Origin of the sequence: Pseudomonas spelaei, from assembly GCF_009724245.1 — a bacterium.
GTDB lineage: Bacteria > Pseudomonadota > Gammaproteobacteria > Pseudomonadales > Pseudomonadaceae > Aquipseudomonas > Aquipseudomonas spelaei.
The window spans coordinates 376,278-388,679 of record NZ_WNNK01000002.1 but is presented as its reverse complement, the minus strand read 5'-3'; the positions used below and the strand labels follow the sequence as shown (position 1 = coordinate 388,679).

Here is a 12,402-nt window from a genome sequence, read left to right as displayed (position 1 = left end):
CTATGGAACCGATCGTGCTGTTCAAGCAGGGCATGCTGCTGGTGGTGGTGCTGTCGGCGCCGCCGCTGATCGTGGCGGTGATCGTCGGCGTGTTGACGTCGCTGGTACAGGCCCTGATGCAGATACAGGACCAGACGTTGCCCTTTGGCATCAAGCTGGTGGCGGTGGGCATCACACTGGTATTGACAGGCCGCTGGATCGGCCTGGAGTTGATTCAACTGATCAACCTGATGTTCGACATGATCGCCCGTTCGGCACTGAACTGAGGGAATACGCGTGCTGCTGTATCTTGAATTTCTGCCAAGCCTGCTGGTTGCCATGGCGCGTATTTATCCCTGTGCCTTTTTGGTGCCTGCGTTCAGTTTCCAGCATATACGCGGCATGCCCCGGCACGTCATCGTGATGGTCATGGCCTTGATTCCTACGCCCGGCATTCATGCCGTATTGGCGGGCCAGGATTATTCCGCGCTGATGATCAGCGGGCTGGTGCTCAAGGAGGCTGCCTTGGGTTTTTTGCTGGGCATCTTGTTAGCCATGCCGTTCTGGATGTTCGAGTCAGTGGGGGCGCTGCTGGATAACCAGCGTGGTGCCCTGGCGGGTGGCCAGCTCAACCCTTCGCTGGGGCCGGACGCTACTCCCATCGGGCATCTGTTCAAACAGTTGGTGATTTACCTGCTGATCGCCGTCCTGGGGTTGAGCGTCCTGACCCAGGTGATCTGGGACAGTTACCTGATCTGGCCGGCCACCGCCTGGCTGCCGCTGCCGGCAGTCAATGGCTTCAGTATTTTCCTCGGAATACTCGGCGATACCTTTACCCACATGATGCTCTACGCTGCGCCCTTTATTGCGGTGCTGTTGTTTCTGGAGTTCGGCTTCGCCGTGCTGGGGCTGTACAGCCCACAACTGCAAGTCTCCACCTTGGCGACGCCGGTCAAGAGCCTGGTGGGGCTGGGGATTCTGCTGCTTTACTTTCCGCTGTTACAGGACTTGATCGTCACACGCCTGGCATCGCTGGGGGACCTCAAGCATTCCCTCGGCCTGATGTTCAGGGGGGCGGCACCATGAGCGATTCGGGCGAGAAAAAACACGCCGCCACACCCAAGAAACTCAAGGATCAGCGCAAGAAGGGCCAGGTCGCTCAAAGCCAGGACATTGGCAAGTTGCTGGTGCTGACTATCCTGAGCGAAATTGCCTTGTTCACCGCCGAAACCAGCATGCAGCGCTTTCAGCAATTGATGGTGATGCCCATGTCACGTATCGGGCAGCCCTTTGTGCGGGCACTGGAAGAAGTGCTCACAGAGGGCTTGGTGGTGTTTTTCTCGTTCGCCCTGCTGATGGCCGGGTTGGCGATTACGGTGAAGCTGATCAGCGGCTGGATACAGTTCGGATTCCTGTTTGCACCGGAAAGCCTGAAGCTGAACTTTAGCCGTTTGAACCCCCTCAGCCAGGTCAAGCAGATGTTCTCTGCCAAGTCGGTGATGAACCTGTTGATGGGGGTGGCCAAGGCGCTGCTCCTTGGCGTGATTTTGTATGTCGTGATCGGTCCGTCGCTGGGAGCCTTGATCAACTTGGCCACCAGTGATCTGCAGAGCTATATCCTCGCGTTGATCATCTTGTTCCGCCATCTGCTGCACGCTTGCCTGGGGCTGTTGCTGGTTCTGGCGCTGATCGACATGGCGTTGCAAAAGCACTTCTTTGCCAAGAGCATGCGGATGACTCAAGTGGAAGTCGTCAAGGAGTACAAGGACATGGAGGGCGACCCTCACGTCAAGGGACAGCGCCGTGCTCTGGCTTATCAACTGGCCCAGGAAGAGCCGAAGGTCAAGCTGCCCAAGCTCGAAGAGTCCGACATGCTGGTGGTCAACCCGACGCACTATGCCGTCGCGCTGTACTACCGGCCGGGTAAGACGCCGCTGCCGCTATTGGTGGACAAGGGCACGGACGCCGACGCCCGCAAACTGATAGACAGGGCCAAGGCAGCCGACGTACCCGTCATCCAGTGTGTGTGGCTGGCACGTATGCTGTATGAGAAAAATCTCGGGGCGAACATTCCCAGGGAGACGCTACAAGCCGTAGCGTTCATCTACCGCACCCTGCGTGAACTCGACGATGAAGCCAAGCGTGAGACCCTGGAGCTGCCGGAGCTGGAGCGGCGCTAAGGACGCTACGTAGCAGTTGTCGAGCGCCAGCGAGGCTACGTTGAGCGCACCGCCGTCATCGGTCCAAGCCGCGGCACCGAATCGCCCCCGCCGCAGCCTCGCTGGTGCTCGACAGCTACGAGGTTAGCTATTTCGGCGTGTATCCAGCGCTTCCAGGGTGGCCAGTGACAGCATCCGGCTGATGATGTCATTGAGCCTGTTGGCGTCAGCCGGCAGCGCATGCCAGATCACCAAGGCGCCCTTGGAGTTGAGATACACAAAGCAACCATCGAACGCCACCGCCTGTTCAAAGCGCCGCTCCAGCACGCGTTCCAGCTGCCCGGCCTGCAATGCCTCTGGTTGAATCTGCAAGGCCAGCCCCGGCTGGGCACCGGCTTTCAATGAGCACAGGCCAATACCCGGAATAAGAGGCAGGTGGGCGTTATTGCCGCCCACCAGGTTGTCCAGGAATACCTGGCGATGCGGATCATCGTCTGGCAATCCCATGGCCTTCATCGCTCCAGTGAAACCGTCTGATAATCCGCCCGCTCCCCGGCCGGGCCGGGTTCAACGCGCATTTGCGGTGGCCACCAGACCACCAGTTTATCGGCGCCCGATTGCGGGCGTGAACAGGAGTCGCCCTTGCACGTTGGCGTGCAACCGACGATGAGTAGGGCCAGGCCGACCAGGGTGATGCAGGACAGTCGATGGTTCATTGGGCGTTGTTCCGGGCAGGAGTGAGCAGGGAGGGGCGGGTCACGCCGATGTGTTCATCTTTGATCACAGGGCGCATGGCGATGAACACTTCGGCCTCTTCACCTGGCTTGAGCCAGGCACGCGGCCAGACACTGACCGCCAGGGTTTGCGAATTGCTGCATTCTTTTTCATCGATGCGCACATTGCGGTTGAATTGATTGCGCAGCACCACCACGGCCACGTTGAACTGCGGGCCGGCATACCACTGGCTACGCTCGGTATTGAGTGCCAATAGATCACGGGTGGCACACAAGGTCTCCAGGCCCAGTGGCATTGGTGCAACCTTGAATGCCTTGGGCACTTGCCCGGTGACGAGGTGAGCCAGGGTGCTGGTGATGTCGCTGCGCTTGATCACCGGTTGGTGTTCGGCATAACGCCTGGCCAATGGCTTGAGTGCGGCCTGCAGTTCCACCTGGTCCTCCTGTGGCAAGTACCGTGAAGGATCCGCCTGATCACCGATCACGCGCGGGGTCAGGATAAACAGGCGTTCGCGCCGATTGTTCTGGCGCTCGGTGGAGGAGAACAAGGCCTTGCCCAATAACGGGATATCTCCCAGCAAGGGGATCTTGTTTTGCTTGTCAGTGCTTTCGGTGACATGGAACCCACCCACCACCAGCGAGCGTTTTTCCGCCATCACGGCCTGGGTGCTGACCTTGCCCCGGCGTACATCGGGGCCGATACGCTCGGGGTTGGACTCGTCGAAGTTGCCGTCCTCGATATCCACCACCAGATGGATCTGGTGTTGGCCCCGGGTGGTGATCACCCTGGGCACTACCTGGAAACTGGTGCCGACGGTAATCGGCAAAATCGTTGCGTTTTCTGTTCCGGCCGTCAGGTACTGGGTGCGGTTGAAATCAATCACTGCAGGTTGGTTTTCCAGGGTGAGCACCGACGGGTTGGACACCATGGTGGCCAGGCCGCGTTGTTCCAGTGCCCGCACATCGGCGTAGAAACGGTCGCGGTGTTCGATCGACAACTGTGATGAGGTGCCGGGCGCCATGTTCACGCCACCTCGGAAACGGCTGTTTTGAAAGCCCCAGTTGACCCCGAATTCGCGCAGTTGAGTGCGTTCGATATCGAGGATGATTGCGTCGATTTCCACCAGCTTGCGCGCTACGTCCAGCTGGGCGATCAGCTCGCGGTACATCGCCTGGCGTTCTGGCAGGTCGTAGATCAGTACGGAGTTGTTACGTACATCGGCTTCGACGCGAATTTTGCTTGTGGAAACCGGTGCCCGAGGCGTGAGTGACAGGCCGGTGTCCAACTGCCCGGGGTTCATCCCCTGGCCGAGCATTTGCCCCAGCATCGGATTGTTCAGGCGGGGAAAGGCCGGGGTTAAGGGGGAGGGTTGTGATGAGGTGACGGGGCGTTGGCTCATCCCCGAAAGTGCTGAGGTCGTGCGAGGTTCCAGTAGCCCCCGCAACATGCTGGCAACGCCTGGGATGGTCAGCTTTTCGCCGCGATAATCAATCTGGCGGTCGGCCGCGTTGGCGAACTTCAGCGGGTAGGTCAGCACGCTCTGCTTTTCATCGGGCGATTTACGCTGGCTGCTGAACTGCTTGATTTGTTCGATATAGCGCTTGGGGCCTGAGACCAGCACGACACCATCGTCGGACAGTTCGCCCCAACCGAAACGGCTATCCAACAGGCCAATATCGGTCAGTGCCTGCTTGAGATCGGCGATGGTTTCGGATGAAACCTCCAGGCGTGCAGACTCTTGCTGGTCCAGGGTGCTGATGTACAGGGTGTTGTTGTACAGGTACCACTGGAAACGGTGTTCTACGCCCAGCCGATCGAGCAGCGACTGCGGGGTATTAGCGCGTATCTTGCCATTGACGTTGCCTTCCAGGAGGCCGTCGATTTGCAGTTGCGTGCCGAAGGTTTGGGCGAAGTCCTCGAGTACATCCCGTAGGGGCTTGTGCTCGGCTTCATAGGCGTAGGCGGTGTTTTTCCATTCGGCGGGGACGGCGGCCAGGGTGCTTTCCAAGGGGATCAGTAACCAGGGCATGAACATGAGGTAACGCCAATCGGCTCGTTTTACGGTGGTAGCAGGCGAGTTGAGGCGCAAGCGGGTGTGCTTGTCGATCTTGTTATGCATGGAGATTTCTCTGTTTAATTTAGTGCGCCAGCGAGCGAAGTGACGTGGGTGTGAATTTGTGGGTTGGCCTGGCCAAGCGTGCAGCCATGGCGCGCCAGGTGTCACGTTGGTTGAGCAACGCTTCGAGACATTCGAGAAGAGACTCTATGGTGTGCTCACCGCGCTGACATTGAGTCAGCCAGAGCACCCCATTAGAGGGTGCCTGTGCCAACGCGCCTTGAAAGAAACTCAGGCTTGCGCTGCCCAGACGCACCCAGGCTTCCAATTGAACGTGAGATGGACGATCTGGCGTAAGTTGAATACTCAATAGAAGAGTGCCCGCACAACGCCGCAGAATAATTTCGTCGTTGTTTTCGAATAATGTTATTTGTTCTGTAGCACTATCCAACCATCCCAACAGTAAATTTCTCAATTTACTGCATACCGTCGATGACTAACTTAAATCTTATATGTTGTCCGCGGAAAAGTTCCTTGTAGGCGAACTCGGCATTGGATTTCATATAGGTGAGACCGGCGAAGTATTCCATGTCTTCGTGAGTGAGAGCGTCATGCTGTTTTGTTAGTGCATGAGCTCTATTCTCGAGTTTTTGTGCAATATTATAGTTGAATGTCATGAGGGGGCTCCCGTTATTTTCTTTTTTGTGGTGGCCACTTAGCATCCAGTTCCATCCCAACCGGAAATTTTAAATAACTAGCCGGTGAATTTTGCATCTCGTTTAAGCTATACGTGTATTGCTTATTTAGCCGATACTGATAACGCCTCAATCATGGAAGCCCAGTTGATGTGAAAAGCCCCTTCTTCTGTCTCCAGCACTAAACTTTGAGGTTTAAGGTCTTCGTTGGAGTGAAGATTCCAGGGCATAGGCGGGTGATGGGCGAGACATCGCTCCAAGTCTTCGCGCTCCAAGGGATGGCACAGCAACGTTGCTTTAACGGCGGGTATTTGAGTCAACAGTAACTGTCTGAGCAAGATCGCCAGACGTTGTTCCGGTATCGCCTCTTTAAGCAGGTCCCCAATGACGTGATTGACAATCGTGGCGGCGGTTTTTTCGAGGTGATGGAGCATGTCCTGGCGTTCGTGCTCCCAGCGACTGAGCTGGGCGTTCGCCCTCTGCCAAAACGCCAAGCCGGCATTTTCCAGCCGTTGATTACATTCTTCAGTCGCTTGGCGCAGCAACTCATCTGCCTGTTCATGCGCGTGTTGCAGCAGTTTGTTGGCCTTACCGCAGTCTACAAGTGTTTCCTGTGGAATCAGGATTTGCGGCAGGCCGGGTGTATTCTTGTTTAATTCGATTTTACGTCGGCATAACATTGTTAGCGTCCTCGAGGTCTCAATTAGACAAGTTTTTACTGTCTGAGGGCGAAGCACGCCAGATAACCGCTTTCCAGATTGTGTCTAGCCGACCTTGCGCATCAAGTAAGCGGGGTTGCTTTTCCAGTTTCAAAACGCGGAGTGGCGGAAAGCGCAAACGTAATCGCTGCCAAATGACAGGGTCGAGCCACGCGGACAATAGATGCAGTGGGTCATTACCGTTGGGCAGTAATGCATCAGATTTCAGTGCTTTTGATAGACTCAAGCACCACAGACATTGGTCCTCGCTTAATAAGCCCTCGGTTGCAGGGAGGCAAATTTTTTCTATCAGGGTCAACATCAGGTTGAGCTGTTCCGTTGAGGCGAGAACCAAACGAAGGACTGCCGTGTGTGGAGTGCAAGGCAAGCAGGGAGCGATCCCCAATGCCTTGCTCAGAGCTTGGTGCTGGCTACGATAAAGAGCCGTTGCGCCGTTATGGTTATCGAAGATTTTCCAGTCTGGGTGCGAAACACTCCAAGGTGCGGTCCACCATTGCACCCATGACATATGTTCATTCATTGAACAAGGCATTCGGTTCGGCCTGGGAACTCGTATTTGACTGTGTTCGCTTGCGCCAGAAGAGCACTGCGAAAATGACTGCTATCAAACCTAATGAAGACAGTATGACGCTGGTTCTCCAAAAAAAGAGGTTATCCTCCGGTATCAAGAAGGGGCCGAGAAAGGCAAGGCGTTGCTGTTCGGTATAGGCCGTGGCAGGTACAAACACAACGGTCAGCTTTTGTGAGTTGTCCACAGCCGTAGTCATACCGGGGAGGCTACTTGCTACCATCCTGCGAACGCGAGCCCGGATGTTGTCTGGTTCCAACCTTGGATCGTGTTTGATAAACACCGAAGCCGACGCGGGTTGTACCGGCTCTCCGGGAGCAACACGTTCGGGTAGCACGACGTGTACTCGAGCGACAATGACACCATCAATGTTTGACAGTGTGGCCTCCAGCTCCTGGGATAGAGCGTAGATATATCGGGCACGCTCTTCCAGAGGCGTCGAAATGACGCCCTCCTTGCGAAAGGTATCACCCATGGTTGTACGTGCCACCCTTGGCAGTCCGACAGCTTCCAGAGTGCGAACAGCGCGGCTGATATCGGTGGCATCGACGCGAACAACCACACCGTCCTTGGCGGGAACTTTTCGGGCACGAATATGTTTGTCCGCCAGTTCAGCGATAACCTCGTTAGCTTCCTGCTCAGACAGCTGGCGATGAAGTTCAACACTGTCTCCACAGCCAGTCAGCATCAGTACGATGGATAGCAGTAATGCGAAACCATAGAAACGAATCATTTTTACCTACTGAAGGTTGGAAATTTTCTCAACCAGTTGTGTTGCTTTATTAAGTGTCTTTACTAGAAATTGTGTTTGTAACTGATTCTCGGAAAGATACCTGGCATAGTTTCGTTTCTGCTTTTCGTCATTATTGGTACTGTAGGCTTTCAGGCTGTTGGTGATATGTTTTCTGGACGCGGCCAGTCTATTTGACTGATCTAAAAATATATTGAAGGCAGAAGCTGTGTTTTTGTTGAGTGGAGTAACTTGTGATTCAGTTCGCATGACTTCCGCAGTGAAGAAATTTACATCTTCAGTTGGAGATGCCAGCGTGCCTGATTTTTGGTTAGACCCTCCAGGAGTACTTTTGACTGAGTGTGAGTCCTCTTGTATGCGCATGTCAGGTCTCGGGCTTTAAATGATAAAGTAACCCTGTGATTGGGTGCACATTAATCACAGGGTGGCCCTCCCCGCTAATAGGTGAGGAGGACCGGGGGTTATTGCACCTTGTCGGCGTTTTGCTTTTTAGCGTTATTGTCGGCGATCCTTGTGCCCTCTCTGGCGTTTTTCAACTGGTTTGCTTCGCGTTTTGCTACCTCGGCATCCAACCCACCTCCCAAATCGCTACCAAATCCGCTGTATGAATTGGCGTTACTTCCATAAGAACCAATGGATGACATATGTCTCACTCCGAATTTATTTAAAAGTCACACAATAAGTTTTATCTATGAGTCTGGTTATGACTCGTAGGATACGTGGCGTCAGCTAGCCATGAGGTTCCCAATAAAATTCCTGAGAAATAATTCAAAATATTTCTTTGTGTGACATCAATCTTACAGAGCCTCAGGCTAGTGATATGTGCAGTTGTTTAATCCGATGATAGAGTGTTCGCTTGGCAATACCTAACTCAACAGCTACACCATCTACACAGTGAGAATGACGACACAGTGACTCTTCGATCATTGATTTTTCAATAAACTGTAGCCGTTCCTTAAGACCCATTTGAGTTGCTTGAGTGTCCTCTATCCGCTCCGAGAGCGGCGGTAGGTCTAAGACAAAGCGTTTGGCGGTTGAGCGCAGCTCCCGTACATTACCCAGCCAGGGATGACACAGTAATTGTTGAAGCAGTGTGTTGGGCGGGGGGGGAGCAAGGCACTTGAAGTACTCCGCCTCTTGCCGAATCATGCTCAAGAATAACGGAATAATCCGCTCACGGCGCTCCCGCAGCGGAGGAAGCTTGATGCTGACCACGTTCAGGCGAAAATACAGATCGCGCCTGAATTCCCCTTGCTCAACCATTTCATGCAGCGACTGCTGGGCAGATGCAATAACCCGCATGTCCACTGGGATAAACCGGGTTGAACCCAAACGTTCAACACCCCGGGATTCCAGAACCCGCAACAGTTTGGCTTGCAAGGTCAGTGGCATGCTGTCTATTTCGTCAAGGTACAGCGTCCCCAAGTGCGCCGCTTCAACAAAACCTGCCCGTGATTGCATCGCGCCGGTATAAGCGCCGCTGTTGACGCCGAACAGCTGGCTTTCCGCAAGGGTTTCTGGAATAGCGGCACAGTTGACGGCAACGAAGTTACCGCGCCGGCGGGACAAACGATGAATTCTCTGGGCGAGGGTATCCTTGCCGGTCCCTGTTTCCCCCAACAAAAGAATATCGATGTTCAAGGTCGCAGTGTTGTTTACGGTGGTTTCAATGTTCGGGCATTCAGTGACCGGATAATCCGTTTCAAACTCATCCTGATAGGAAGCCGACATGTTGCTGTTGCTCCTACTGTGTGTCGTGGCGCTTTACTGGACGTGGGCGTCCTTCCGAATGTGGGTAAGTAGATCGGAATTTATCTGGTTTGTCATTGTGGTGGGAAGTGTGAGGTAGATGTTTACAGTGTGCAAAAATACTAAGACTGGAAAAGTTAAATATATGCAAGAGGTCGCTGCTTTTGATTGCCTCGTTATAGGTGGGAATAGTCTTAAAGTTTTCGTGGATTTCGTAAGCTTGCCATTTTGGTGTATGAATAGTTGTATTTGGATTTTTATATCTGTGGGCGTAAATCTTTAGTTAATGTTTCGTAGTACGCCTTTGTTAAAGGACAGAACCGTCGCCCACAAAAAAGCCGATGCAATGCATCGGCTTTTTGTTTTACGGCATGGGCCGTGGGTGTTGCTTACACGTTAAACCGGAAGTGCATTACGTCGCCATCCTTGACGATGTATTCCTTGCCTTCCAGGCGCCATTTACCGGCTTCCTTGGCACCGGCTTCACCCTTGAACTGGATGAAGTCGCCATAGGCGATGACTTCAGCGCGGATAAAGCCCTTTTCGAAATCAGTGTGGATCACGCCAGCGGCCTGTGGTGCAGTGGCACCGACCTTGACGGTCCAGGCGCGGACTTCTTCAACACCGGCGGTGAAGTAGGTCTGCAGGTGCAGCATTTCGTAGCCTGCACGGATCACGCGGTTCAGGCCAGGCTCTTCCAGGCCCAGGGCCTCGAGGAACATGTCTTTCTCTTCGCCGTCTTCCAGCTCGGCGATTTCCGCTTCGATCTTGTTGCAGACCGGTACGACCATCGCGCCTTCTTCTTCGGCGATGGCCATTACCACGTCGAGCAACGGGTTGTTTTCGAAACCGTCTTCAGCCACGTTGGCGATGTACATCACTGGTTTGGTGGTCAGCAGGTGGAAGCCCTTGATCACCGCTTTTTCATCGGTGCTCATGCTCTTCATCAGGCTGCGTGCCGGCTTGCCCAAGGTGAAGTGAGCAATCAATTGCTCCAGCAAGGCTTTCTGGACCACGGCATCCTTGTCGCCGCCCTTGGCGTTACGCGTGACCTTTTGCAGTTGCTTCTCGCAGCTGTCCAGGTCGGCGAAGATCAGTTCCAGGTCGATGATCTCGATATCGCGTTTCGGGTCGACGCTGTTGGAAACGTGAATCACGTTCTCGTCTTCGAAGCAGCGGACCACGTGGGCGATAGCATCGGTTTCACGGATGTTGGCCAGGAACTTGTTGCCCAGGCCTTCACCTTTCGACGCACCGGCCACCAGGCCTGCGATGTCGACGAACTCCATGGTGGTCGGCAGGATGCGCTTGGGATTCACGATGGCCGCCAGGGCGTCCAGGCGTGTATCGGGCATCGGCACGATACCGGTGTTGGGTTCGATGGTGCAGAAGGGGAAGTTCTCCGCCGCAATACCGGACTTGGTCAGGGCGTTGAACAGGGTGGACTTGCCGACGTTAGGTAGGCCGACGATGCCGCAATTGAATCCCATGGTGTTTCCCCTCGGGTAAAGAGTCAGGCCTTCTGGCTGTGCAGGTTTTTCATCGCACGGTTCCATTCACCGGCGAAGATATCCGGCAGCACGCCGAGGGCAAAATCGATGCTGGCATCGAGTTTTTCCTGTTCGGCGCGTGGCGCACGACCCAGGACGAAATTTGAAACCATACTGGCAACGCCCGGGTGGCCAATGCCAAGCCGCAAGCGGTAAAACGTATTCTGATTGCCCAACTGCGCGATGATGTCCCGCAGGCCATTATGACCGCCATGCCCGCCGCCTTGCTTGAGCTTGGCAACGCCGGGTGGCAGGTCCAGTTCGTCATGGGCCACCAGGATTTCTTCGGGTTTGATCCGGAAGAAGCCCGCAAGCGCCGCGACAGCCTGGCCGCTGCGGTTCATGTAGGTGGTGGGAATCAACAGACGAACATCCTGACCCTGATGCGAGAAGCGTCCGGTCAGGCCAAAATATTTGCGATCGGCCACAAGATTGACGCCTTGGGCGTGGGCGATCCGCTCAACAAAAAGGGCCCCCGCGTTATGCCGGGTCTGTTCGTATTCGGCGCCTGGATTTCCCAGGCCAACGATCAGTTTAATGGCAGTCACGACAGGGGCCCTTCCTTTGGAGTTGTGGATAACATCGCCGCAACCTGGGTGCGGCGAAAGTGGACGACAAGAGCTAACTTATCCAGAGATAAACTTCGCGTTGTCGCCCGCTTTCTCGCTACGTTCCGGTCCGCGATGTTTCCTCAAGCTCCGGCATTACAGAGTGAGTTACTCTGCAGCGCCTTCTTCAGCTTCTGGAGCAACACGTGGAGCGTGGACGTTGGCAACAGCCTTGTCATCACCGTGAGCCAGAGCAACAAACTCAACGCCTTTAGGAGCTTTGAGGTCGGACAGGTGAATGATCGAACCGACTTCAGCGTTGCTCAGGTCGACTTCGATGAACTCAGGCAGGTCCTTCGGCAGGCAGGTCACTTCGATCTCGGCAACAACGTGCGAAACTTCGCCGCCTTTCTTGATCGGAGCCGCTTCGCCAACGAAGTGCACAGGCACGATAGCGGTCAGTTTCTGACCGGCTACTACGCGTACGAAGTCAGCGTGCAGCACGTGGCCTTTAGCTGGGTGACGTTGCAGTGCCTTGATGATGACGTTCTGCTTGGAACCACCAACGTTCAGCTCGATGATGTGGCTGTAAGCCGCTTCGTTTTCGAGCAGTTTGGCGATTTCCTTGGCCAGCATGCTGATGGATTCAGGGGCTTTTTCGCCACCGTAAACTACAGCTGGAACCAGGCTAGCGAGACGACGCAGGCGGCGGCTCGCACCTTTCCCCAGGTCGGAACGCAGTTCAGCATTCAAAGTAAAATCGTTCATGTTGTATCTCCAAAATAACCACATTCGCCCCAGCGTTTGCGACCAGCGCTAAAGGCGATATGGGCAAAAAAGCCCCGCCCCAACAGAATGCTGGGGCGGGGCGCTTTTCGTCAGTGAGGTGCTCC

14 protein-coding genes are annotated in these 12,402 nt (G+C 54.8%); 3 read left to right on the top strand and 11 right to left on the bottom strand.

All coding sequences use genetic code 11. The features are described from left to right. The first annotated feature begins 2 nt into the window (after positions 1-2). From sctS to sctU, 3 genes are read left to right on the top strand one after another with little or no spacing between them, the layout of a single operon-like run. Positions 3-266: a type III secretion system export apparatus subunit SctS gene (gene sctS, locus GNF76_RS03940; protein ID WP_010177045.1), complete on the top strand. Its 264-nt coding sequence runs from the start codon at positions 3-5 to the stop codon at positions 264-266. 10 nt (positions 267-276) lie between these two features. Continuing rightward, on the top strand, positions 277-1,065 hold the full coding sequence (gene sctT, locus GNF76_RS03935; protein ID WP_178123164.1) for a type III secretion system export apparatus subunit SctT: 789 nt from the start codon (positions 277-279) through the stop codon (positions 1,063-1,065). Continuing rightward, positions 1,062-2,159, top strand: coding sequence for a type III secretion system export apparatus subunit SctU (sctU, locus tag GNF76_RS03930; protein ID WP_155581857.1), 1,098 nt, complete (start codon positions 1,062-1,064; stop codon positions 2,157-2,159). Before sctT ends, sctU begins: the two co-directional genes overlap by 4 nt. 123 nt (positions 2,160-2,282) lie before the next feature. Here the strand turns inward: sctU and GNF76_RS03925 are convergent, their stop codons facing one another. The 11 genes from GNF76_RS03925 to GNF76_RS03875 all read right to left on the bottom strand — a co-directional run bounded on the left by GNF76_RS03925 (position 2,283) and on the right by GNF76_RS03875 (position 12,277). Continuing rightward, positions 2,283-2,645 (bottom strand): transcriptional regulator, encoded by a 363-nt coding sequence (locus GNF76_RS03925; RefSeq protein ID WP_155581856.1) that lies wholly within the window; start codon positions 2,643-2,645, stop codon positions 2,283-2,285. Between the two features lie 5 nt (positions 2,646-2,650). Beyond that, positions 2,651-2,854, bottom strand: a complete 204-nt coding sequence (hrpT, locus tag GNF76_RS03920; RefSeq protein ID WP_155581855.1) for an HrpT family type III secretion system protein — start codon at positions 2,852-2,854, stop codon at positions 2,651-2,653. Beyond that, positions 2,851-4,992: a type III secretion system outer membrane ring subunit SctC gene (sctC, locus tag GNF76_RS03915; protein WP_155581854.1), complete on the bottom strand. Its 2,142-nt coding sequence runs from the start codon at positions 4,990-4,992 to the stop codon at positions 2,851-2,853. The genes hrpT and sctC overlap by 4 nt, the downstream gene beginning before the upstream one ends. A gap of 736 nt (positions 4,993-5,728) precedes the next feature. After that, positions 5,729-6,304 carry a type III secretion system stator protein SctL gene (gene sctL, locus GNF76_RS03910; RefSeq protein WP_155581853.1) on the bottom strand — a complete coding sequence of 192 codons (576 nt, stop codon included), beginning with the start codon at positions 6,302-6,304 and terminating at the stop codon, positions 5,729-5,731. 551 nt (positions 6,305-6,855) lie between these two features. Further along, positions 6,856-7,644: a type III secretion system inner membrane ring lipoprotein SctJ gene (gene sctJ / locus GNF76_RS03905; RefSeq protein WP_155581852.1), complete on the bottom strand. Its 789-nt coding sequence runs from the start codon at positions 7,642-7,644 to the stop codon at positions 6,856-6,858. A gap of 6 nt (positions 7,645-7,650) precedes the next feature. Further along, on the bottom strand, positions 7,651-8,025 hold the full coding sequence (locus tag GNF76_RS03900) for a hypothetical protein (protein ID WP_155581851.1): 375 nt from the start codon (positions 8,023-8,025) through the stop codon (positions 7,651-7,653). A gap of 98 nt (positions 8,026-8,123) precedes the next feature. After that, a complete protein-coding gene (locus GNF76_RS03895) occupies positions 8,124-8,306 on the bottom strand; it encodes a hypothetical protein (RefSeq protein ID WP_155581850.1) in 183 nt (60 codons plus the stop codon). Between the two features lie 163 nt (positions 8,307-8,469). Further along, positions 8,470-9,393: a sigma 54-interacting transcriptional regulator gene (locus tag GNF76_RS03890; protein ID WP_155581849.1), complete on the bottom strand. Its 924-nt coding sequence runs from the start codon at positions 9,391-9,393 to the stop codon at positions 8,470-8,472. Between the two features lie 407 nt (positions 9,394-9,800). After that, positions 9,801-10,901 carry a redox-regulated ATPase YchF gene (gene ychF / locus GNF76_RS03885; protein ID WP_155581848.1) on the bottom strand — a complete coding sequence of 367 codons (1,101 nt, stop codon included), beginning with the start codon at positions 10,899-10,901 and terminating at the stop codon, positions 9,801-9,803. A gap of 23 nt (positions 10,902-10,924) precedes the next feature. Further along, positions 10,925-11,509: an aminoacyl-tRNA hydrolase gene (gene pth / locus GNF76_RS03880; protein ID WP_003208389.1), complete on the bottom strand. Its 585-nt coding sequence runs from the start codon at positions 11,507-11,509 to the stop codon at positions 10,925-10,927. 168 nt (positions 11,510-11,677) lie between these two features. Continuing rightward, the gene (locus GNF76_RS03875; protein WP_155581847.1) at positions 11,678-12,277 is read right to left on the bottom strand and encodes a 50S ribosomal protein L25/general stress protein Ctc; all 600 of its coding nucleotides are present in this window, start codon (positions 12,275-12,277) and stop codon (positions 11,678-11,680) included. Between the last annotated feature and the right edge of the window lie 125 nt (positions 12,278-12,402).